The organism is Streptomyces sp. NPDC036984 (assembly GCF_055607665.1).
Map to the genome: position 1 here is coordinate 236,540 of NZ_JBVJRL010000002.1, position 22,254 is coordinate 258,793.

The 22,254-nt window shown below is 72.5% G+C and carries 20 protein-coding genes; 13 read left to right on the forward strand and 7 right to left on the reverse strand.

All coding sequences use genetic code 11. The annotated features are described in order from the left end of the window. Positions 1-4: 4 nt before the first annotated feature. Entirely contained in the window at positions 5-1,330 is a 1,326-nt protein-coding gene (locus tag ACZ7DL_RS05080; protein ID WP_470771485.1) for an ABC transporter substrate-binding protein, read from the reverse strand. A gap of 117 nt (positions 1,331-1,447) precedes the next feature. Here ACZ7DL_RS05080 and ACZ7DL_RS05085 point away from each other — a divergent pair, with 117 nt between their 5' ends. Continuing rightward, complete coding sequence (locus tag ACZ7DL_RS05085; RefSeq protein ID WP_470771486.1) at positions 1,448-1,948, forward strand: SCO4402 family protein; 501 nt, start codon at positions 1,448-1,450, stop codon at positions 1,946-1,948. 46 nt (positions 1,949-1,994) lie between these two features. Further along, on the forward strand, positions 1,995-2,879 hold the full coding sequence (gene purU, locus ACZ7DL_RS05090; RefSeq protein ID WP_470771487.1) for a formyltetrahydrofolate deformylase: 885 nt from the start codon (positions 1,995-1,997) through the stop codon (positions 2,877-2,879). Positions 2,880-2,949: 70 nt separating this feature from the next. Here the strand turns inward: purU and ACZ7DL_RS05095 are convergent, their stop codons facing one another. Both ACZ7DL_RS05095 and ACZ7DL_RS05100 read right to left on the reverse strand, forming a co-directional pair. Next, complete coding sequence (locus ACZ7DL_RS05095) at positions 2,950-3,468, reverse strand: EF-hand domain-containing protein (RefSeq protein WP_470771488.1); 519 nt, start codon at positions 3,466-3,468, stop codon at positions 2,950-2,952. A gap of 180 nt (positions 3,469-3,648) precedes the next feature. Beyond that, positions 3,649-4,023, reverse strand: a complete 375-nt coding sequence (locus tag ACZ7DL_RS05100; RefSeq protein ID WP_470771489.1) for an STAS domain-containing protein — start codon at positions 4,021-4,023, stop codon at positions 3,649-3,651. Between the two features lie 341 nt (positions 4,024-4,364). Between ACZ7DL_RS05100 and ACZ7DL_RS05105 the strand changes: the two genes are divergently transcribed. Together ACZ7DL_RS05105 and ACZ7DL_RS05110 are read left to right on the forward strand one after the other, a co-directional pair. Continuing rightward, the gene (locus ACZ7DL_RS05105; protein WP_470771491.1) at positions 4,365-4,922 is read left to right on the forward strand and encodes a sigma-70 family RNA polymerase sigma factor; all 558 of its coding nucleotides are present in this window, start codon (positions 4,365-4,367) and stop codon (positions 4,920-4,922) included. After that, positions 4,919-6,382 (forward strand): zf-HC2 domain-containing protein, encoded by a 1,464-nt coding sequence (locus ACZ7DL_RS05110; protein ID WP_470771492.1) that lies wholly within the window; start codon positions 4,919-4,921, stop codon positions 6,380-6,382. Before ACZ7DL_RS05105 ends, ACZ7DL_RS05110 begins: the two co-directional genes overlap by 4 nt. A gap of 79 nt (positions 6,383-6,461) precedes the next feature. Here ACZ7DL_RS05110 and ACZ7DL_RS05115 read toward each other — a convergent pair whose 3' ends face one another. Together ACZ7DL_RS05115 and ACZ7DL_RS05120 are read right to left on the reverse strand one after the other, a co-directional pair. Continuing rightward, a complete protein-coding gene (locus ACZ7DL_RS05115) occupies positions 6,462-8,042 on the reverse strand; it encodes an alpha/beta fold hydrolase (protein WP_470771493.1) in 1,581 nt (526 codons plus the stop codon). A 178-nt stretch (positions 8,043-8,220) separates the two neighbouring features. Then, a complete protein-coding gene (locus tag ACZ7DL_RS05120; protein ID WP_470771495.1) occupies positions 8,221-9,729 on the reverse strand; it encodes a class I adenylate-forming enzyme family protein in 1,509 nt (502 codons plus the stop codon). Between the two features lie 101 nt (positions 9,730-9,830). Between ACZ7DL_RS05120 and ACZ7DL_RS05125 the strand changes: the two genes are divergently transcribed. From ACZ7DL_RS05125 to ACZ7DL_RS05140, 4 genes are all read left to right on the forward strand, one after another. Next, complete coding sequence (locus ACZ7DL_RS05125) at positions 9,831-11,027, forward strand: amidohydrolase family protein (RefSeq protein ID WP_470771497.1); 1,197 nt, start codon at positions 9,831-9,833, stop codon at positions 11,025-11,027. After that, complete coding sequence (locus tag ACZ7DL_RS05130) at positions 11,027-12,160, forward strand: acyl-CoA dehydrogenase family protein (RefSeq protein WP_470771498.1); 1,134 nt, start codon at positions 11,027-11,029, stop codon at positions 12,158-12,160. Before ACZ7DL_RS05125 ends, ACZ7DL_RS05130 begins: the two co-directional genes overlap by 1 nt. A 2-nt stretch (positions 12,161-12,162) precedes the next feature. Further along, positions 12,163-13,029 carry an acyl-CoA dehydrogenase family protein gene (locus ACZ7DL_RS05135; protein ID WP_470771499.1) on the forward strand — a complete coding sequence of 289 codons (867 nt, stop codon included), beginning with the start codon at positions 12,163-12,165 and terminating at the stop codon, positions 13,027-13,029. A gap of 553 nt (positions 13,030-13,582) precedes the next feature. Beyond that, the gene (locus ACZ7DL_RS05140) at positions 13,583-14,056 is read left to right on the forward strand and encodes an ATP-binding protein (RefSeq protein ID WP_470771981.1); all 474 of its coding nucleotides are present in this window, start codon (positions 13,583-13,585) and stop codon (positions 14,054-14,056) included. Between the two features lie 259 nt (positions 14,057-14,315). Here ACZ7DL_RS05140 and ACZ7DL_RS05145 read toward each other — a convergent pair whose 3' ends face one another. Continuing rightward, positions 14,316-15,242 (reverse strand): cyclase family protein, encoded by a 927-nt coding sequence (locus tag ACZ7DL_RS05145; RefSeq protein ID WP_470771501.1) that lies wholly within the window; start codon positions 15,240-15,242, stop codon positions 14,316-14,318. An 86-nt stretch (positions 15,243-15,328) separates the two neighbouring features. Between ACZ7DL_RS05145 and ACZ7DL_RS05150 the strand changes: the two genes are divergently transcribed. From ACZ7DL_RS05150 to ACZ7DL_RS05165, 4 genes are all read left to right on the forward strand, one after another. Then, positions 15,329-16,246, forward strand: a complete 918-nt coding sequence (locus ACZ7DL_RS05150) for an SDR family NAD(P)-dependent oxidoreductase (RefSeq protein ID WP_470771503.1) — start codon at positions 15,329-15,331, stop codon at positions 16,244-16,246. 106 nt (positions 16,247-16,352) lie between these two features. Further along, positions 16,353-17,501 (forward strand): acyl-CoA dehydrogenase family protein, encoded by a 1,149-nt coding sequence (locus tag ACZ7DL_RS05155; protein ID WP_470771505.1) that lies wholly within the window; start codon positions 16,353-16,355, stop codon positions 17,499-17,501. After that, a complete protein-coding gene (locus ACZ7DL_RS05160) occupies positions 17,501-18,550 on the forward strand; it encodes a Zn-dependent alcohol dehydrogenase (RefSeq protein WP_470771506.1) in 1,050 nt (349 codons plus the stop codon). The genes ACZ7DL_RS05155 and ACZ7DL_RS05160 overlap by 1 nt, the downstream gene beginning before the upstream one ends. Before the next feature lie 88 nt (positions 18,551-18,638). Beyond that, positions 18,639-19,934 (forward strand): MFS transporter, encoded by a 1,296-nt coding sequence (locus ACZ7DL_RS05165; RefSeq protein ID WP_470771508.1) that lies wholly within the window; start codon positions 18,639-18,641, stop codon positions 19,932-19,934. Here the strand turns inward: ACZ7DL_RS05165 and ACZ7DL_RS05170 are convergent. Continuing rightward, positions 19,815-20,861, reverse strand: coding sequence for a GlxA family transcriptional regulator (locus ACZ7DL_RS05170; protein ID WP_470771510.1), 1,047 nt, complete (start codon positions 20,859-20,861; stop codon positions 19,815-19,817). The genes ACZ7DL_RS05165 and ACZ7DL_RS05170 overlap by 120 nt on opposite strands. Before the next feature lie 71 nt (positions 20,862-20,932). On the opposite strand from ACZ7DL_RS05170, the gene ACZ7DL_RS05175 reads away from it, so the two are divergent. Next, entirely contained in the window at positions 20,933-22,240 is a 1,308-nt protein-coding gene (locus ACZ7DL_RS05175; protein ID WP_470771512.1) for an MFS transporter, read from the forward strand. The last annotated feature ends 14 nt before the right edge of the window (positions 22,241-22,254 follow it).

A 22,254-nucleotide genomic window follows, 5' to 3' on the forward strand; every position in this document is an offset into this window, starting at 1 on the left:
CCCGTCACGGCACCTCGGCCTTCTCCAGGGTCGAGGTCATGTCGGCGATCCCGTTGCTGCCGCCGATGCCCTTGCGTGCCGCGACCAGCCTGCCGTCCTCGACCACCTGGAGCGTGACGTCGGCGTTGACCAGCCGCGGGAAGCCGACCGCGGCGAGCTTGCTCTCGTAGGGCCAGTGCAGGGTCGGGGTGAGGCCGCCGGTGGAGACCCGCAGGCCGTCGTCGAGGGCGTGCCGCACGGTGTCGGCGCTCACCTCGCCGGCACCGATCTTCTCCAGGACGGCCCTCAGCACGGTGTAGGCGATCCACGTGGTCTGCACACCGGCGTCCGCGGGGTCGATGCGGTTGTCGCCGAAGGCCGCCTCGTTGATCACCTTCTTCATCGGGCCCCAGCGGGAGTCGGTGGCGACCGGGTACCAGCCGGTGATGTACGCCCCCTCGTACGGCCCGGACGCCCCACCCGTGGTGTTGATCACGGTCTGGTCGACGCTGCCGAGCACGGTCGCCGTGCGCACCTCCGGGAAGCTCTCGCGGGTCCGCCGGAAGGAGTCCATGAAGGTGTCCGTGCGGTCCCCGAGCGCGGGCACCACACAGCCCTTCCTGGTCACGTCCTTGGTCGCGTGGCGCAGCGCCTGCTCGGCCTGGCTGCCGTACTCGGTGGCGTCCTCGGCCGCGAGCTGGTCACGGGCGTCCGCGTGGCCGCCCGCCTTCAGGCCGGAGTCGAGCATCGCGGGCAGCTGGTCGCCGGCGATGCTGTCCGGGCGGACCAGGGTGACGTTGCCGCAGCTGGCCGCGAGGGCCTTGCCGAGGCCGGCCAGGAGGGCGGGCTGACCGCCGTTGACCGGGTAGGACATGGCGCCGGTGAACTCGTCGTTGGTGACGCCGTAGCCGCCTATGTAGGGGATGCCGGCGCCCTCCAGCGGGGCGAGGTAGGAGTCGCCGAACTGGCTGTAGGAGCCGACGACCGCGACCACGTTCTCGGCCGCCGCGCGCCGGGCGCACTTCGCGGCTCCCACGCTGTCGTTGTGGTCGTTGCAGGTCAGCACCTCGAGCCTGCGGCCGTCGATACCGCCGTGGGCGTTGATCCACTTCGCGTAGGCGAGGGCCATCGCGGGCATGCCCGGCTTGTTGGTCGCGTCGGTGTCCTGCGGCGCCCAGGTCATCACTGTGACCGGGTCATCCCCGGAGCCCCCCGTGGCACCGGGGATGACCCCGCATGCGGCGGTGAGCGACGCACAGAGGACCAGGGCGCCCGTCGCGAGGGCGGTGGCCCTGACGGGGCGGGGAAGTGGGGGAAGGGCGGGGGTAGGGATGCGTCGCCTGCCGGTCATGGACACGCACGATTCCCTCACACCGCTAACCTGGGAGTGACCCTCGGTAGAGGAAAGGTGACACCGAGGTGAATTGCAGGGGCCAGTGAGACCGGTGGGACGAGGAACGTACGATCGATGACCGTGCAAGGTTCGGAGAACTCTTCCCGTCGCGGCCGTCGCTCCTCCACCATGGGCGGCATGCCCCTGAACGACATGCCGTGGTGGCGGTGGCGCAGCCATGTGCGCTCGGCGCTGCACATGCTCTCCGACCCGGTGTTCCAGCGGGACGTCTGGCTGGCCGGCACGGACGGCTACGGCGACGTCACGGACGCCGTGTACCGGCTGGTGGAGGACACCTGGCTGGACAACTGGTCGGCCGAGAAGTACGTCGGCACCATATTCCGGGACTCGCAGGAGGCGGCGCTCGTCGACACCGCGGTGCTGCGGGTGCTGCGGATCATGCACCAGGTCGGCCCGGACGCGCCCGTCGCGACGTACCTGGAGCACCCGGGCTGGCCGGACGCGGTGCGGGCGGCCCGGGACGCGCACGTGCGGATGGCGGCGAGCGACGGGGAGGACCCGGACACGCCGCCGAAGAGCCTGGACGTGCTGCGGATCCTGACGAGGTCCGCGTAGCGGACGGCGGCCCCCACCGGGTGGCCGGTATGGGACCATGCAGTGCATGACCGATCAGTCCGTCTCTTCCGCCGCCGCACCGGCCGACCAGTACGTCCTCACCCTCTCCTGCCCGGACAAGCAGGGCATCGTGCACGCCGTGTCCAGCTACCTGTTCATGACCGGCTGCAACATCGAGGACAGCCAGCAGTTCGGCGACCACGACACGGGACTGTTCTTCATGCGCGTCCACTTCTCGGCCGAGGCGCCGGTGACGGTGGAGAAGCTGCGGGCGAGCTTCGCCGCGATCGGCGATTCCTTCCACATGGACTGGCAGATCAACCGGGCCGACCAGAAGATGCGCATCCTGCTCATGGTCAGCAAGTTCGGACACTGCCTGAACGACCTGCTGTTCCGGGCGCGGATCGGGGCGCTGCCGGTGGAGATCGTGGGCGTGGTGTCGAATCACACCGACTTCGAGGAGCTGGTGGGCTCCTACAACATCCCCTTCCACCACATTCCGGTGACGAGGGAGACCAAGTCGGAGGCCGAGGCGAAGCTGCTGGAGATCGTCCGCGAGGAGCGGGTCGAACTGGTCGTCCTCGCCCGCTACATGCAGGTCCTCTCGGACGAGCTGTGCAAGCGGCTCAGCGGCCGGATCATCAACATCCACCACTCCTTCCTGCCGAGCTTCAAGGGCGCGAAGCCGTACCACCAGGCGCACGCCCGGGGTGTGAAGCTGATCGGGGCGACGGCGCACTACGTCACCGCGGACCTGGACGAGGGGCCGATCATCGAGCAGGAGGTCGAGCGGGTCGGCCACTACGTGACGCCGGACCAGCTCGTTGCCATCGGCCGGGACGTGGAGTGCCAGGCGCTGGCGCGGGCGGTGAAGTGGCACGCGGAGCGCCGCATTCTGCTGAACGGCCGACGGACGGTCGTCTTCAACTGAGGGAGCCGGTCCCTCGGGAGCCGGTTCCTTCGGGTGGGCCGCCCCGTGAAGGGACTGGTCCGAGGGGCGGTTACGGCTGCTCGGGCACCGTGAAGTAGCGGGCGAAGGCCGGGATGATGTCCGGTTCCGCGATGCTGCCGTCGCCGTCGGTGTCGAGGGCCGCCGCGCTCGCCTCGGCGACGGTCTCCGGCACGTGCAGGACCCGGAGCACGCGCGCGGTGTCGGTGACGCTGAGCCGGCCGTCCCCGTCCGTGTCCGCCACCGCCAGGGCCGCGTGCAGGAACGGGCGCGCGATCTCGGCGAAGCGGTCGGGGTTGTCGCGCAGCCGCTTGACCGCGCCGGTGACGAACTCCTCGCGGGTGATGCGCTGGTCGCCGTCCCGGTCGGCGATGCCGGCCATGCCCTGCCAGAACGCCTCGGCGCCGGCGTACAGGGCTTGTCCCGCGGCGGAGCGGGCGGGGACGGCGAACTCGGCGAGCAGCGCCTTGGCCGCGGCGCTGAAGTCCGCGCGGTCGATATAGCCGTTGCCGTCCTGGTCGAAGGTGGCGAACCGGGCGGCGATCCTGCGCTCGTACTCGGTGCTGACCATGTCTGTTGGGGCCGCCTTACGTGAGGGTCGTACGTGAGGGTCTTGCCTGTCCGTGGGGTCGACCTGGCAGGGAGCGTACGACGCGGGGGGCCGTCGGCCGGCGGAAAACCGACGATTGTGCCAAGACCGGGGGAATTCTGCGACAACTGTGTGGCCGAGTCGCGAGACCGTGACGGCCGCTCAGGCGGAGAGCGGACCCGCCTCGTCCGCGGTCGCCGAGTCGAGGTCGGGGCGGACGTCGAAGAGCCGGCGGACGCCGAGCGCGCCGAGGACCCGGTTGACGTGCGAGCCGTCGTCGGCGCCCCGGTCCGGCAGGATCAGCCGCAGCCGGCCCTGGCAGGACCGGATCAGCCGGCGGGCGGCGATGAGGACGCCGACCCCGCTGGAGTCGCAGAAGAACACGTCGGAGAGGTCCACGACGAGGCTGTGATGCCCCTCGGCGACGACGTCGTGCACTCGCTGGCGCAGCACCGGCGAGGTCATCAGATCCAGTTCCCCGGACACCCGGAGCACGGCCCACTCGCCCTGTTCGACGCCGGTCACGTTGAATGCCACGGCCTTGCCCCTCCGCTCGCCGGATTTCCCGGAACCGCCCGGAAACGGAAGCAGTTCCTGCATTTCTTTCCGCGCGGCTGCCCAGCGGCCGTTCCCTGAAACGTGACCCCGCAAACGGCTGTTGATCACCAAGGGGCTTGTTTCGGTCACTATCGATCGTGTTCGATCAGAGGTGTACGCGCCTCGTGTGGAGATTGTGTGAAGGGGGCACTATCACCTGCGACGCCACGGGGGGCGCACTTTGCCCTAAAGGGGCGTGCGTTGTCAGACGTGCCGACTACATTCGAGTGGGCAGGACCGACAGGCTGGACGGGCCGTACACGGTGAGGGGAGGGGACCGCATGGCCAGGACGGACGTACCGCCCCGCTGGGACCGCAAGATGCAGCAGCGGCTCGCCCGCGGTGAGGCGGCCGCTCTCGGCGAGCTGTACGACCGGTTCGCCTCCCTGGTGCACAGCCTCGCCCACCGGGTCCTGGGCGACGAGCAGGCCGCCGACGGCGTCACCCGCGAGGTCTTCGCCCACGTCTGGGAACACCCCGAGAGGTATGACCCCAAGCAGGGCCCGCTGCGCTCCTGGATCGCCGCCGTCACCCACCGGCTCGCCGTGCAGCGGCTGCGCGACCGGGAGGAACGGGAGCAGCCGCGGCGCGAGGAACGGGAGAGCACGGTGCGCCGCGCCTCGGTCGCCGCCCGCGCCGACTACATCGTCCACTCCATGCCGGCCCCGCTGCGCGCCGCCCTGGACCTCGCCTACGTCCAGCGCCGGGACTACCGCCAGACCGCGGCCGACCTCGGCGTCACCGAGGAAGAGGCCCGCCGCCGGCTCCGCCTCGGCCTCCAGCTCCTGTCCACCGCCCACGACACGGGGACACCGTCGGGATACCGGGGTGCGGTGTGAGCGGGGCGAGCCGGTTCGAGGCACACGACGAGCACGACGGCCACGACGGCCACGGCGGCCACGAGGGCCACGAGGGCCACGAGGGGCGCGACGGGCCGAACGAGGCCGGGGGGACCGCCGGTTCCGGGGGGACAGCCGGTTCCGGGTGGGACGGTGGTGCGGGAGACGTTCCGTGCGGTCCCGGCGCATCCGGTCCCGCGCCCTCGCCGCGCATCCCGACGCCCCGCGCCTCCGTGGAGGACAGCGGGCGTGCGCTGCCCGACCTCGCCGACCTGGGGGACCTCGCACCCGTGCCGCTCGACCTGTCGCACGATGTCCTGAAGTCGCTGCTCGGCGCCTGGGCGCTGGCCGCCTGCTCGGCGGCGGAGGCGGCGGCCGTGGAGGAACACCTGGGCGGCTGCGGCAGCTGTGCCGACGAGGCCCGCCGGCTGCGCGAGGCGGTCGGCCTGCTGCACCAGCCGGAGAGCCTGGACCTGGACCCCGGGCTGCGCACCCGCGTCCTCACCAGCTGCCTGACCCGCCGGCCGCCGCGCATCCCGGTGCCCGACTGGGCGGCGCCGTACGACGCCGAGACCGCGCGGCTGGACGCGCTGCTCCAGGACTTCGGGGACGCGGAGTGGCACGCGCCGGTCCCGCTGCGGTGGTTCGAGGGCGACACCGCGACGAGCCGGCGTACGACCGTCGCCGGGGTGATCGCGCACCTGCTGTCGGTGGACGGACTGGTGGCCGTGGCGCTCGGCCTGGAGGACCCGCTGGCCGGCGTGGCCGACGCGGAGCAGGACGCCGTGGGCCCGGCCGGCCGCACCGAGGCGTTCTGGCGGGCCTCGCACGTCCCGCCGGCCCTCCCCCACCCCGCGGGCGGGGACACCCCCGTCTCGCTCGGCTCGGTGCGCGGCCCCTGGCGGGAGCAGAGCCACGGCCTGGTGCGGACGGCGTCCTTCACCGGCAGCCACACGGGCGGACTGGAGGTGTCCTACGGCGACTTCGCGCTGCCGCTGCACGACGCGATGCTGGACCGCGCCTTCGAGTGCTGGGCGCACGCCGAGGACATCGCGGAGGCGGTGGACTACCCGTACGAGCCGCCGGCGCCGCGTCACCTCAACCGGATGATCGACCTCGCGGCCAGGCTGCTGCCGGCGGCCCTCGCCGAGCGCCGCCGCGCGGGCCTGTCCGAGCCGGGCCGCCGGACCCGGCACCTGGTCCCGGCCGGCGCGCCCGGCCGCAGCCTGCGCCTGGAGATCGAGGGCGCGGCCGGCGGGGAGTGGCTGATCCCGCTGGACTCACCGGCCGCGGTGGGCTCCGCGGACTTCGAGGTGGCCCATGTGGCCCTGGACGGCGTGGAGTTCTGTCGGCTGACCGCGGGTCATGTGTCCCCGGAGGACGCGGCGGCGGGCCAGGACGGCGACCGGCAGGCGATCAGGGACGTGCTCTACGCGGCGGCGAGCCTGAGCCGGATGTGAGCGCGGTGCCGGTCCCGTGGCCGGTCTCCCCGGCCGTGGGACCTCCCGGGGCGGAAGGTCCCACGGGGGGTTCACCTGTTCAGAAGCGGCTGCCCAGCCCCGGGAGACCCGGACGCGTCGGGAGCGGCAGCGGGCTGACGCTGCTGCGCTCCCGTGCCGCCGGCGCGGCCTGGCAGGTGGTGTCCGTCGTCGGCAGCTTGCCGGTGGTCAGGTAGGCCGTGGCCGTCTTGTCGGCGCACGACTTGGTGCCGTAGACGCCGTGGCCGACACCCCCGGCCACCGTGACCATCTTCGCCCCCTTCATGACACGGCGCAGACCCTGGCCGCTGGTCAGCGGCGTCTGGGAGTCCCACTCGTTCTGGAGGATCAGCGCGCCGACCGTGTTGTCGATCGTGGTGGCGGGCTCGCCGCCGCTCTGCTTCCAGAAGGCGCACGGCTTGATGTTGGAGGCGAAGTCGCCGTACAGCGGGTACCTGGCCTTGTCGCGGATCGCGTCGCTGCGGTACTGCTCGGGGTCGCGCGGCCAGTTGCGCGTGTCGGCGCACAGGACGGACCAGAAGGCGGCGTCGCCGTTGTCCTCGGGCGTGGCACGGCTGAACGAAGGCGGAACCGGCGTGGGCGCCTTGGGCTGCTGGGTGAGGGAGGAGGGCCTGCCCGCGGCGGCCTTCTTCAGCTCGACGACCCACTCGGCGGCGTCGCGCACGCTGAAGAAGACGGCCCGGCTGCTGGAGCGGATGTCGTCACCGGTCAGCCGCATGCCGTCCGGGTCGATCGGCTTGCGGTCGGCCTGGGCGACCAGGTCGTAGAAGGTCTTGCGGACCGCCTCGGGTGTGGCGCCCAGCCGGTACTTGGTGTTCCGCTTGGCGGTCCACTCGGTCCACCGGGTGAAGGCGGGCTCGCTGCCCTCGGCCCAGACCTGGATCATGCCGCGCCAGATGCGGGCGGGGTCGACGGCGCTGTCCAGCACGAAACGGTCGGCGCGCGCGGGGAACATCTGCGTGTAGACCGCGCCGAGGTAGGTGCCGTACGAGTAGCCGAGGTAGGAGATCTTCTTCTCGCCGAGCACGGTGCGGATCGCGTCCATGTCCCGGGCGGTGTTGCGGGTGGTGATGTGGCGGAGGGTGGCGCCCTGCTTGGCGTTGCACTTGTCGGCGACGGTCCGGGCCCACTTCACGTCCTTGGCGAACGTCTGCGGCTTGTAGGGCCGTTCCCAGTTCTGCTGCTCGGACGTCAGACCGCAGCCGACGGGGGAGCTCCGGCCGACGCCCCGCGGGTCGAAGCCGACGAGGTCGTACCGGGCCTTCACGGACTTCGGCAGCTCGTCCGCCATGTAGAGCGGCATGTCGACGCCACTGCCGCCCGGGCCGCCCGGGTTGATCAGGAGCACACCGCGGCGCTCCGTCTTGCTGCTCGCCTTGATCCTCGATATCGCGAGGTCGATCTTCTTGCCGTCCGGGCGGCTGTAATTGAGCGGCACCTTGATCGTGGCGCACTGGAAGGTGGCCGGCGCATCTCTGTCGCAGCGGTGCCACGCCGGCTTCTGCCGAAGGTACTGGCTCACTGGGTCCTCGGCGGCGGATGCCGTGGCCGGGGCGAGCGCGGGAACCAGAAGAGCGACGGCGCTGACCGCCAGCAAGGGGGCTGTTCGACTGCTTCGCACGGAGGCAAGGTCCTTGGGTCGGTGGTATGGGACGCATCCACCCTTGCGAACGAAGGAGTTCGGCGAATCCATCAACCAGACAGGATTTCTTGGACCTTGGGGGGATACACGGCACGGCAAATGGTCCCGGAGTCGGACAACCAAGACCGGCTCCGCGCCGTCTTGTTCCAGAGCGGTCTCAGGCGGCCGTTGTCGAGAACCGCTCGCGCAGCCTGTACTTCAGCACCTTCCGCAGGGTGTCGTTGCGCGGCAGGGCGTCCACCACCTCCAGGCGCTCCGGCAACTTGTGCACGGACAGGCCCGCCGCCCGCAGGTGGGACACGACCTCCGGCAGGGTCAGGCTGCCCGTCTCAGGCCGTTGTTCGACGACCGCGCAGACCAGTTCGCCGCGCTCCGCGTCCGGCAGGCCGATCACGGCCACGTCCGCCACGGCCGGATGTGCGGCCAGCAGGTCCTCGATCTCCTTGGCGGAGATGTTCTCCCCCTTGCGGATGATCACGTCCTTGAGGCGTCCGGTGAGCACCAGGTGCCCCGAGCCGGTGACGTGGCCGAGGTCGCCGGTGCGCAGGAAGCCGTCGGCGTCGAAGGCCGCCGCTGTCTGGACCGGGTCCAGATAACCCTGGCAGACGGCCTCGCCGCGCAGCCGCACCTCGCCGTCGACGATGCGGACCTCCATGCCCTCGGGCGGGCGGCCCTCGGTCGTCGCCAGGTTCTCCGCGGTGTCCTCCGGGTCGCCCATGGTGATCATCGGGACTTCGGTCATGCCGTAGCCGTGGGTGAGCTGGACGTCCATCTCGCGGACGACCGCGTGATACAGCTCGGGTGGCTTCGGGGCGCCGCCGCCCGCGAGGAGCCGGAGCGAGGGGATCACCTTCTCCCCGGGCCGTCTGCGCTGCTCGGCCAGGAACATCGAGTAGAACGCCGTGGAGCCGCCGGCCACCGTCACCCCGTGCCGCCGGTACTCCGCCAGCGCGTCCGGCAGTGCGAAGTGCTCGAACATCACCGCAGGGAAGCCGTACAACAGGAGCATCACCGTGTAGTCGGGGCCGGCTATGTGGGCGTACGGGAAGGCCATGGAGCCCACGTCGGACGCCGACAGCCGGAGCGCGTGCGCCAGGCAGGAGCCGCCCGCGATCAGGGAGCGGTCGGTGTGCAGGACGCCCTTGGGGTCGGAGGTGGTGCCCGAGGTCCAGTAGATCCAGCGGACCGAGGTGCCGTCGGCGGGCGGGGCGGGCAGTACCGCCGGGTCGCCGTCGGGGAGGGAGTCGTACGCCTCGAAGACGCCCCTGGCGCCGAGCCGGCGGGCCGTCTCCGTGTGGTCGTGGCCGCGCCAGACGCCCGGTACGGCGAAGAACTCCGCCTTCGACGCGCGCAGCGCGAAGCCGACCTCCCGGTCCCGGTAGAAGGGGATGACCGGGGACTGTACGGCGCCCAGGCGGGCCAGTGCGAAGGACAGTACGGCGGTCTCGATCCGGGTGGGCAGCTGCCAGGCGACCACGGTGCCGGGGCGCACCCCCATGCCGTACAGGCCGGCCGCGACCCGCTCGGCCCGGTCGCGCAGGGCGCCGAAGGTGAGCCGGCGGTCGCCCTGGAGGAGGACCGGGCGGTCGGGGGTGAGGGCGGCACGGCGGGCGGCCAGCTCCCACAGTGTGCGGGCGGAACCCAGGGTGTGCGGGGTCTCGGTCACGGCTGCCCCCTGCTTGGCTGACGGTCAGTCAGATGACATGCTAACTGACGGTTCATCAGATAAGCAGTGCCCAGTCGAACACCGTCCGGCAAAGGGGACCCATGGCGACCGAACTGCCCCGCATCATCAGCGTCGACGACCACGTGATCGAGCCCGCGCACCTCTTCGAGACCTGGCTGCCGGCGAAGTACCGGGACCGCGGGCCCAAGCCGCTGACCGCCGGCATCGGGGAGCTGGCGTACGTCGGCGGGAAGTACCAGATCACCATGGACCCGGACGGCCCGCCGACCGACTGGTGGATCTACGAGGACCTGAAGTTCCCGTACAAACGGAACATCGCCGCCGTCGGCTTCGACCGGGACGAGATGACCCTGGAGGGCATCACCCGGGAGCAGATGCGGCGCGGCTGCTGGGACCCCGAGGCCCGGCTGGCGGACATGGACCTCAATCACGTCGAGGCGAGCCTCTGCTTCCCGACCTTCCCCCGCTTCTGCGGGCAGACCTTCGCCGAGGCACACGACAAGGAGGTCGCCCTCGCCTGCGTGCGCGCCTACAACGACTGGATGGTGGAGGAGTGGTGCGGGGACAGCGGCGGGCGGCTGATCCCGCTGTGCCTGATCCCGCTGTGGGACATCGAGCTGGCCGTCGCGGAGATCCGGCGGAACGCCGAGCGCGGGGTGCGGGCCGTGACCTTCTCCGAGATCCCCACCCATCTCGGGCTGCCCTCCATCCACTCCGGTTACTGGGACCCGTTCTTCGCGGCCTGCCAGGAGACGGGCACGGTCGTCAACATGCACATCGGCAGCAGCTCCCAGATGCCCGCCGCCTCCCCGGACGCACCGCCCGCCGTCCAGGCGTCCCTGAGCTTCAACAACGCGATGGCCTCGATGATGGACTACCTCTTCAGCGGGGTCCTGGTGCGCTACCCGCGGCTCAAACTCGCCTACTCCGAAGGCCAGATGGGCTGGATCCCGTACGCGCTGGAACGCGCCGACGACGTGTGGGAGGAGCACCGCGCCTGGGGCGGGGTCCGGGACCTGATCCCCGAGCCGCCGTCGACGTACTACTACCGGCAGATCTTCTGCTGCTTCTTCCGCGACAAGCACGGCATCGCCTCGCTCGACGTGGTCGGCCGCGACAACGCCACCTTCGAGACCGACTACCCACACGTCGACTCGACCTTCCCGCACACCAAGGAGGTCGCCCTCGACCACGTCAAGGGCCTGGACGACGAGACCGTCCACAAGCTGATGCGGGGCAACGCCATCCGCATGCTGGACCTGGACCTCGAGAAGTGATGGACCTCTCGTACACGCCTGAGGAGGAGGGGTTCCGGGCCCGGCTGCGGGAGTGGCTCGCCAAGGTGCTGCCCACCCTGCCCGCGAAGCCGTCCCCGGACGACTGGCCGGGCCGCCGCGCCTACGACCTCGGCTGGCAGCGGATGCTGTACGACGCCGGGTACGCCGACGTCCACTGGGACGCCTCCCCGACCCTGCGGCTGATCTTCCTGGAGGAGACCGAGAAGGCGGGCGCGCCCTACGTGGGCGCGGGTTTCGTCGGACTGCTGCACGCCGGGCCGACGATCGCCGCCGAGGGCACGCCCGAACAGCGGGCGCGCTGGCTGCCGCCGATCCTGCGCGGCGAGGAGGTCTGGTGCCAGGGCTTCAGCGAGCCGGACGCCGGCTCCGACCTCGCTGCACTGCGCACACGCGCGCGCAGGGACGGCGACGACTACGTGGTGAGCGGATCCAAGATCTGGACCTCCCATGCCGTAGTCGCCGACTGGTGCGAGCTGCTGGTGCGCACCGACCCGGCGGCCCCCCGGCACCGGGGCATCACCTGGCTGGCCCTGCCCATGGATGCCGAGGGCATCACCGTACGGCCGCTGCGCACGCTCGCCGGGTCGGCGGAGTTCGCCGAGGTGTTCCTGGACGAGGTGCGGGTGCCGGTCGCCAACCGGGTGGGCAGGGAGAACGACGGCTGGCGCGTCACCATGGTCACCCTCTCCTTCGAACGCGGCACCGCCTTCGTCGGCGAGGTGGTCGCCTGCCGTCGGACGCTCGGGCAACTCGCCGGTGCGGCACGGGAGAACGGGCGGTGGGACGACCCCGCACTGCGCCGCCGGCTCGGCCGGCTCGACGCGGAGTTCCGCGCGCTGTGGCGGCTGACCCAGTGGAACGTGAGCGAGGCGGAGGCGAACGGCGGGGTGCCGGGCGTCGGCGGTTCGGTCTTCAAGCTCCGCTACTCACACGCCCGGCAGGAGCTGTATGACGCCGCCGCCGAGGTGCTCGGCCCCGACGCCCTCGACCTGGACCGCCCCTGGGTGCTCGACCGGCTGTCCGCGCTGTCGTACACGATCGCCGCCGGCACCTCGCAGATCCAGCGCACCATCGTGGCCGAGCGGATCCTCGGCCTGCCCAGGGGGAGGTGACCGTGCGGTTCCAACTCACCGACGAGCAGCGCGCCTTGCGGCAAGGGGTACGGGAGCTGCTGGCGCGGTGCTTCGGGCGGGCGGCGCTGCGCGCGGCCGTCGACGCGCCGGGCCGGCTCGACCGGGCCCTGTGGCGGACCCTCGGGGAGGCGGGGTTCTTCGCGCTGCGGCTGCCCGAGGCGGACGGCGGGATCGGCCTCGGGCTGCCCGAGGCGGTGCTGGTCTTCGAGGAGGCGGGGCGGGCCCTGCTGCCCGGGCCGCTGGTGGCCACGCATCTCGCGGCCGGTGACGTGCCAGGCGCGGCGAGCGGGGAGCGTGTCGTGGCGGCCGTCGACGGGGAGCTGGTGGAGTGGCTGGACGCGGCGGACGCCGTCCACGGGGACGCCTCCGCCGCCGTGCCGCTGCGCTCGGTGGACCCGCTCACCCCGCTGCACCGGGTGCCCCGCGCCGGCGATCCGGGACCGGAGGCCGTGCTCCTCACCGCCGCCGAGCAACTGGGCACGGCCGGACGGGTGTGCGAGCTGGCCGTGCAACACGCCCGGACCCGCGAGCAGTTCGGACGGCCGATCGGCGGCTTTCAGGCCGTCCAGCATCTGTGCGCGGACCTGCTGGTGCGGGCCGAGACCGCACGCGCCGCCGTCTACGCCGGCGCCGTCACGGCCGACCCCGCCGACATCGCCGCCGCCCGGCTGCTCGCCGACGAGGCCGCCGTGCGGGGGGCGCGCGACTGCCTCCAGGTGCACGGCGGCATGGGCTTCACCTGGGAGGCGGACGTGCATCTGCACCTCAAACGCGCCTGGGTGCGCGCCCAGCGTGCCGGGGGGAGCACACAGAGTGAGGAACTGCTCGCCGCCGCACTGGCGGGCTGAGCCGCCGGAGGTGTTCTGGGCTGTGATGCCCGGAAAGCCATGGCCCACGATGTCGCGGATCGTGGCGTACCGGAATCACGGAGCGTCGATACCGGGTTGTGTCCTTCACGAGACTCGTCACGGCCTGGAGTCGGGTGTCCGCTCCGGTACCTTGTGTGGGATGCGAGTGGCTGCGCGTACGAGCAGGGCCGGCGGTGCCCCTGGGGCGATGCCGGGCCGTGCGGTGCGCGCCGCAGCTCGCGGGGCGATCGGGGCCGTTGCCCTCGCCTGTTCGACTCCCCGGCACGCGCATCGCACAGTATGCCTCACGCGTACTCCTTCGCGCGGGAATATGCCCGAAGCGCTTGTTGGGGTGACTGTACGTCAACCATGCTGTGTCGCAAGGGAGTCACGTTCCGTGACCCTTGCTCTGGCCGTTGTCCTGGCCATGCAGAGAATGGCTACGATCGTGGCCCTCGTCGTGATCGTCGCCGCGGCTGGCGCCGTGGTGCGCGGACGGTGCGGGGCCATGGGTCCGCCGGTTCGGATGGTGTGAGCGGTGCAGGTGCTTCAAGTGCAGCTGGAGATCCGGCCCGACCCCGCGGAGGTGGGGCGGGCGAGGAGATGGGCCCGCTCGCGGCTCGCGGGGTCCGGGATAACGGCCGACGAGCCGTTGGCCGAGACACTGATCCTGCTCGTCTCCGAGCTGGTGACCAACGCCGTGGTGCACACGGGCCGGCCGGCGGTGCTGCGGCTCTGTCTGCCGGGCCCGGTGGACGGGAGCGGCGCGTCGGCCCCGGTGCGGGTGGAGGTGGCCGACACCAGCTCCCGTGCGCCCGTGCCCCGTTGCGTCGGCAGTGACGCCACCGGCGGCCGGGGTCTGGCCCTCGTGAACTGTCTCGCCGACCGCTGGGGCTGGAGTCCGGAGGGCGCAGGCAAGAGCATCTGGTGCGAGCTGGACCGCTGTTCACAGACCCGGGAGAGCGCGGCGACGGCGTACGGGGGCGGACTGTCCGCGTACCAGGATCTCGCCTTCGAAGCGGTGTAGCAGCCCGCCCCGCCGGTGCGCCGGGCGGTGCATCCGTGCGCGGGTGCCGCAAACGCGGTGTCACCATCCATGCCCGCCCCGGCGTTGACGTCCCCTGGGCGGCTGATCAGTCTGGTGAGCGACGATTCGCCGCGAGGGGACGGCGAGGGCCCGGGTGACGGCGGCCCTCGCCGAGTGTGGGTCGCTTCGGAGGGCGGCGCGTGCGCGTGGCGGTGGGGCGGCGCGCCGCCGGCCGCACCTCCCGTCCGGTCCAGGGCCTTCAGAGGATCGCCACCGGCGCCACCGGTGTCCCCGTCGCGCCGACGAACGGTTCGGGCATCGCCGACAGCAGGAACGCGTACCGTCCAGTTTCTCCACAGGCTGTGGACAACTTTTCGAGATTCCAGTTCTGGCCCTGCATCATCCCCATCTCGACCAGGTGCAGCGCGTGCACCGGCAGCCACAGATTCTCGATCTCGGGCGGAAATATCTCAAAAGTGAGCGTGTCGTTCGCGATCGCCGCCACATCGCGCGCGTGGAGCCACTCCGGGCAGCGCACCGAGAGCCCGGGTGACGGATAGCCGTACCCGTGCCTGTCCCCGGCCAGATACACCCGCACCTGCCCGGTCCGGACCAGCACGATGTCACCGGCGCGGACGCGGACGCCGCCGAACTCCTCCGCCGTCTCCAGATCCTCCGGCGTGACCGCGTGCCCGCCCGCCAGCCGGTCCACGCCACGCGCGCGTGCCACGTCCAGCAGCACCCCGCGCGAGACGAGGTGGCGCACCTTCTCGATGCCGCTGAACTCGGCGCCGCCGTGCGCGGTGACCGTGTGTGCCGGGCGGCCGTTGTAGAGCTTCCCGGAGTGCGAGACATGGGTCAGCGCGTCCCAGTGGGTGCCGGCCTGGAGGCCCATGGTCACCGCGTCGTCGCTGCACGCCACCGTGCCCGGACCGAACAGTTCCTGGTTGAGCTGCACCATCGTGTGCAGCGGATTGACCCGGCCCGGGATCACCCCCGTCTGCACGCCGTCCTGCCGCAGGGGGAGGGCGAGGGGGACGCGGCGGCCGGTGCGCACCTCGGCGGCGGCCGCGCGCACGACGTCGTCCGTGATCAGGTTCAGGGTGCCGATCTCGTCGTCGGCGCCCCAGCGTCCCCAGTTGTTCACGCGCCCCGCGATCTTGTGGAACTCCTCCGGCAGTGCCATCCGGTGCCTCCCCGGGGCTTGTGTCCGTGCATCCGACGGGCCATAAAATCTAACGGGCCGTCAGAAACCGCGGGAAGGGGCCGGGCGTGGGGAACTTCTTGGCAGGCAAGGTCGTCGCCGTGACGGGTGCCGGACGCGGGATCGGACGGGCGGTGGCGCTGGCGGCGGCGGCCGAGGGCGCGCAGGTCGTCGTCAACGACTACGGGGTGGCCGTGGACGGCGCCTCGCCCACGAGCGAGGTCGCCGAGGCCGTCGCCAAGGAGATCGGGGCGGCGGGCGGCGAAGCCGTCGCGGTCGCCGACGACATCTCCACGATGGCGGGCGGCCGGCGGGTCGTGGACACGGCCGTCGAGGCGTACGGCCGTATCGACGGGGTCGTGTGCGTGGCCGGCATCCTGCGGGAGCGGATGCTGTTCAACATGACCGAGGAGGAGTGGGACCCGGTCGTCGCCACGCATCTGAAAGGGACGTTCACCGTCTTCCGGGCCGCCTCCGCCGTCATGCGCAGGCAGCGGTCCGGCACCCTGATCGGCTTCACCAGCGGCAACCACCAGGGCTCGGTCTCGCAGGCCAACTACAGCGCGGCGAAGGGCGGGATCATCTCGCTCGTGCGCAGCGCCGCGCTCGGCCTGCACAAGTACGGGGTGACCGCGAACGCGGTGGCGCCGGTGGCGCGGACACGGATGTCGGCCAACGTGCCCATGACGCTGACGGAGATCGGCGAACCGGAGGACGTGGCCGCGCTGGTGGTGTACCTGCTGTCCGAGCGGGCCGCCGCCGAGGGCATCACCGGGCAGGTGTACACGGTGGCCGGGCCGAAGATCGCGGTGTGGGCGCAGCCGAGGGAGCTGCGCTGCGCCTATGCCGAGGGCGGCTCCTGGACTCCGGGGCGGATCGCGGAGTTCCTGCCCGGGTCGGTCGGGGTGGATCCGATGCCGATGCTCTCCGAGCTGGCGGCGATGGAAGAGGCCGCGCGGGGTGGCTTCCGGCCGAACACCCATTAGCCCGGGGTGTGCTGTGGTCTGGCGGGTGCGGGCCGGTCGTGGCTTCTCGCGCACTTCCCCGCGCCCCCCGGTCTCCTGCACATCCCGGCGTCGAGAGGAGACCGGTGTGGACTTTGGATTCACCGCCGAGGACGAGGCGTTCCGCGTGGAGGCGCGCCGTTGGCTTGCCGAGCACGCCAACCCCTCGGCGGACCGGCGCACATGGGAAAGATCCCTCGGCCGGGCCGGGTGGATCGGGCTCGGCTGGGGTGAAGGGGGCTACGGCAACCGCACCGCCACCCTCACCCAACAGGTCGTCTGGGCCGAGGAGTACGCCCGGTCGAAGGCGCCCCCGCGCTGCGGGCACATCGGGGAGAACCTGCTCGCGCCCACCCTCGTCGCCCACGGCGACGCGGCGCAGAAGAGCCGCTTCCTGCCGCCCGTCGCGGCCGGTGAGGAGCTGTGGTGCCAGGGGTACAGCGAACAGGGTGCCGGGTCGGACCTGGCCGGGGTGCGGACGGCGGCCGTCCGGGAGGGCGCGTACTACCGGATCAGCGGGCAGAAGATCTGGACCTCGCTCGCCCACGAGGCCGACTGGTGCTTCGTGCTGGCCCGGACCGACCCCGGCTCCCGGCGCCACCACGGCCTGAGCTTCCTGCTCGTCCCGATGGACCAGCCGGGGCGCATCGAGGTCCGGCCGATCCGGCAGATGACGGGGACGAGCGACTTCAACGAGGTCTTCTTCGACGGGGCACGCGCGCGTGCGGAGCACGTGATCGGCGGAGAGGGCCAGGGCTGGCGGGTGGCGATGAGCCTGCTCGGGTTCGAGCGCGGGGTGTCGACGCTGGCCCAGCAGATCGGGTTCGCCGAGGAACTGGCCGGGGTCCTCGCGGCGGCACGGGAGAGCGGAGCCGTGCGTGATCCCGTCGTCCGGGCCCGGCTCGTGCGGCAGTGGGCCGAGTTGCGCGCCATGCGCTGGAACGCCCTGCGCACCCTCGGCGGCACCGGCGACCCGGGCGCGCCGAGCGTGGCCAAGCTGCTGTGGGCCGGCTGGCACCAGCGGCTGGGCGAGCTGGCCGTGCAGGTCAGGGGAGCGGCGGCGGCCGTGGGACCGGCGGACTGGTCGCCCTCCTCGCCGTACTCGATCGACGCGGCTCAGCACCTGTTCCTGTTCTCCCGGGCCGACACCGTCTACGGCGGCTCGGACCAGATCCAGCGCACGATCATCGCCGAGCGCGTGCTCGGTCTGCCGGCGGAGCCGAAGGGGGCCGTGTGATGCGAGGTGTGCTGTTCGACGGCGAGCAGGTCCGGGTCGTCGACGACCTGGCCGTCCGGGAGCCGGGGCCGGGCGAGGTGCTCGTCGCGATCGCGGCGGCCGGGCTGTGCCACAGCGATCTGTCGGTGGTGGACGGCACCATCCCGTTCCCGGTACCGGTGGTGCTGGGTCATGAGGGCGCCGGGGTCGTGGAGGCGGTCGGTGCCGGCGTCACCCATGTCGCCCCCGGTGACCATGTGGCCCTGTCCACGCTCGCCAACTGCGGGACCTGCGCCGAGTGCGACCGGGGCCGGCCCACCATGTGCCGGCAGGCGATCGGGCGGCCGGGGCGGCCGTTCACACGGGGCGCGGACCCGGTGTACCAGTTCGCCGCCAACTCGGCCTTCGCGGAACGTACGGTCGTCAAGGCCGTGCAGGCGGTGCGGATCCCCGGGGACATCCCACTGCCCTGCGCCGCGCTGATCGGATGCGGGGTGCTCACCGGGGTCGGCGCCGTGCTGAACCGGGCGCGGGTGGACCGCGGGGACAGCGTGGTCGTCATCGGCACGGGCGGGATAGGGCTGAACGTCCTCCAGGGCGCGCGGCTCGCGGGCGCCCTCAGGATCGTGGCCGTGGACGCCAACCCGGCCAAGGAGAGCGTGGCGCGGCAGTTCGGCGCGACCGACTTCCTGACGTCGGCCGAGGCGGTGCGGGATCTGCTGCCGACGGGCGCCGGCCACGTCTTCGAGTGCGTCGGCCGGGTGGAGCTGATCCGCCAGGCCGTCGACCTGCTCGACCGGCGGGGCCAGGCGATCCTGCTCGGCGTGCCCCCGGCCACGGCCGAGGCGTCCTTCCTGGTCTCCTCCCTCTACCTGGACAAGTCGATCCTCGGCTGCCGCTACGGCTCCTCGCGCCCCCAGCGGGACATCGCCCTGTACGCCGAGCTGTACCGGCAAGGGCGTCTGCTGCTCGACGAGTTGGTGACGGCGGTCCACCCGGTGGAGGACTTCGAGCAGGCCCGGGCGGCGGCGGAGTCGGGCCGGGTGGCGCGGGCGGTGCTCACGTTCTGAGCCCCCGTCGGCCGGGGTGGCGGGAAGTTGTCCACAGGCAGCGGAAACCGGGTCGGCGATTGTCGGCGGTGCCCCCTACCGTCGACGCATGAGCTACCGCGATGTCGCTTCCCGGCAGGTCCTGACCTGGGCCCTGGTGGCCGTCGGCGCCCGTATGCCGGTGGCCATGGCCCCGCTGGCCCTGGTCTTCCTGGTCCGCGAGCGCCCCGGCGGCTACGCGCTGGGCGCGGCCCTCGCCGCCGCCTACGTCATCGGCGAGATCGTCGGTGCCCCCGTGCTCGGCATGCGCCTGGACCCCCGGCGGGCCCGCCCGCACCTGGCCGCCGGTCTCCTCGCCGGTGCCGCCGGCTTCACGGGCCTCGGCGCCTTCCCCGGCGCGCCGGACGCGATACTCGCCGCGTTCGCCTTCCTCGCCGGGGCCGGTCCCGCCGCGGCGCCCGGCGGGCTGCGCGCCCTGCTCACCTCGCTGGTTCCGGGGCGCGCGGCGGCCCAGGCGCTGTCCGTCGAGTCGATGCTCACCTTCGGCGTGTGGGCCGTCTCCCCGGCCGCCGTCGCCGGCCTCGCCCTCGGCGCAGGACCGCACGTTCCCCTGCTGCTCGAAGCCGCCCTGATGGCGTCGTCCGCCGCCGGCCTGTGGCTGCTGCCGGCCGGCTGGGCGGCGGGCGGGCAGGGCGAGCGGGACGGGCTGGGGGCGCAGGGCGCGTCACGGATGCGCGTGCTCGCCCGCGCCTGGCCGGTGTACGTCACGGGCGCGGCCAGCCTGTCCCTGCTGGCCCTCGCCGAACTGGTCCTGCCCGCCCTGCTCGAACAGCGCGGCATCGCCGTGGGCTGGGCGGGCCCGCTGCTCACGGCGATGTCCGTGGCCTCGGCCGTCGGCGCCTTCCTGTACGGCCTGCGGTCCTGGCCGGGCCGGCTCAGCACCCGCAGCGTGGTCCTGATGGCGGGGACGGCGGCCGCGGTGACCCTGGTCGCCCTGATACCCGCCGCTTGGGGCATGGCGGTGGCGCTGGCCGTGGCGGGGCTGCTCCAGGCGGGCGCGATGCTCACCCGCAACCTGTCCCTGCGCGAGGTGCTCCCGCCGGGTGCCCTGGCCGCCGGCTACTCGGTCATGTACGCCGCCGTCGGCGCCGGTTACGCCGCGACCGGCTCCCTCGCGGGCGCCCTGCTGCCGCTCGCCGCGCCCTCGACGGCGATCCTGGCGGGCGTGGCCCTGACCGTGCTGCTGACGGCGGTCGGCTGGTGGGGTGAGATACGCGCCGGCCGGTCAGTGCAGGGTGCCGACCCGACCACGGTGCTCTCCACCGCCACCGCCACCGCCACCACCACCGCCGGTCCGGAAGGTCCGCCGGTACGCGGTGGGCGTGACCCCGAGCGCCGCCTGTAGGTGTTGGCGCATCGACTGGGCGGTGCCGAAACCCGACTCCCGGGCCACCTGGTCCATCGACAGGTCGGTGGACTCCAGCAGGTGCCGGGCGCGCTCCACGCGCTGCTGGGTGAGCCACTGGCCCGGGCTGATGCCGACCTCTTCGCGGAAGCGTCGGGTGAAGGTGCGCACCGACATCGCCTCCTGCGCGGCCATGTCGCGCAGCTGGATCGGCTCGTGCAGCCGGCCCAGCGCCCAGGCGCGGGCGGCGGTCGTGGTGGCGAGCTGGGGGTCGGGGAGCGGGCGATGGATGTACTGGGCCTGGCCGCCGTCGCGGTGGGGCGGTACGACCGTGCGGCGGGCCACGTCGTTGGCGACCGCCGTACCGAAGTCCCGGCGGACCATGTGCAGGCACAGGTCGATCCCGGCGGCCACGCCGGCCGAGGTCAGCACGTCCCCGTCGTCGATGAACAGCACGTCCGCGTCCACCTCGATCTTCGGGAACATCCGCTGGAACCGCTCGGCGTCCGCCCAGTGCGTGGTCGCCGGGCGGCCGTCCAGGTAACCGGCGGCGGCGAGGACGTAGACGCCGGTGCAGATGGAGGCGAGCCGGGTGCCGGGGCGGATGTGGGCGAGGGCGGCGGCCAGCTCGTCGGTGAGCCGGCCCTCGTCGTAGAGCGGGCCGAGTTCGTACGACGCGGGGACGATCACCGTGTCGGCCGTGGCCAGCGCCTCGGGGCCGTGGGCGATGTGCACGGCGAAGTCGGCGTCCGTCTCGACCGGGCCGGGCGGCCGGACCGAGCAGGTCACGACCTCGTACAGACACCGGCCCTGCGCGTCCCGGGGGCGGCCGAAGATCCGGTGCGGGATGCCCAGTTCGAAGGGCAACAGGCCGTCCAGGGCGAGGACGGCGACCCGGTGCGGCCGGAATGCCCCAGTGCTCGTCATGGCCCGATCGTAGCGAATGCTGTCCACCGGGCCACTCGATGCGTGGGCATGCGTAGCGGAGGCTGGGTGACGTGACTCAGACAAGCCCCGCCGCAGCCCCCGTCAAGGCCCCGCCCGCCCGGCGCCACCGTGTGCACCGCGCCTGGTTCGTCGCCGCCGTCACCTTCGTCACGATCATCGGCGCAGCAGCCTTCCGCTCCCTGCCCGGCCTGCTCATCGACCCGCTGCACCAGGAGTTCGGCTGGTCGCGCGGCACGATCGGCGCGGCCGTCTCCCTCAACCTCGCGCTCTACGGCCTCACCGCGCCCTTCGCCGCCGCGCTGATGGACCGCTTCGGCATCCGCCGGGTGGTCGCCGCCGCGCTCACCGTGATCGCGCTCGGCTCCGGGCTGACCGTATGGATGACGGCGGCCTGGCAGCTGTGGCTGTGCTGGGGCCTACTGGTGGGGCTCGGCTCCGGTTCCATGGCGCTGGCCTTCGCCGCGACGGTCACCAACCGCTGGTTCACCGAGCGGCGCGGCCTGGTCAGCGGCATCCTCACCGCCGCCTCCGCCTCCGGGCAGCTGATCTTCCTGCCGCTGCTGTCGTGGATCGTCGAGCGCCACCACTGGCGTCCCGCCGCGGTCACCGTCGCCCTGGCCGCGCTCGCCGTGGTCCCCTTCGTCTGGATCCTGCTGCGCGACCACCCGGCCGACGTGGGCGTGAAGCCGTACGGCGCGCGGGAGTTCGTACCGAAGCCGCCGCCCGTCACCGGCGCCGCCCGCCGCACGCTCGCCGTCCTGTCCTCCTCCGTCCGCACCGGCACCTTCTGGCTGCTCGCCGGCACCTTCGCGATCTGCGGGGCCTCCACCAACGGCCTGATCCAGACGCACTTCGTGCCCGCCGAGCACGACCACGGCATGCCCGTGACGACGGCGGCCTCGCTGCTCGCGGTCATCGGCGTGTTCGACGTCGTCGGCACGATCGCCTCCGGCTGGTTCACCGACCGCTTCGAACCGCGCCGGCTGCTCGCCGTCTACTACGCCCTGCGCGGCCTGTCCCTGCTCTTCCTGCCGATGCTGCTGGGCCCCGCCGTCCACCCGCCGATGATCTTCTTCATCGTCTTCTACGGCCTCGACTGGGTGGCCACCGTCCCGCCCACGCTGGCCCTGTGCCGCGAGCAGTACGGCGAGGACAGCGCCATCGTCTTCGGCTGGGTGCTGGCCTCGCACCAGGTCGGCGCCGCCCTCGTCGCCTACCTCGGCGGCCTCGCCCGGGACGTCTTCGGCTCCTACAACGTCGTCTGGTACGCCTCCGGCACCCTGTGCGCGGCGGCGGCCCTGATGTCCCTGGTCATCCGGCGGACCACCCCGGCCGCCCTGGCACCCGCCGCATCCTGACCGCACCGCCGGGG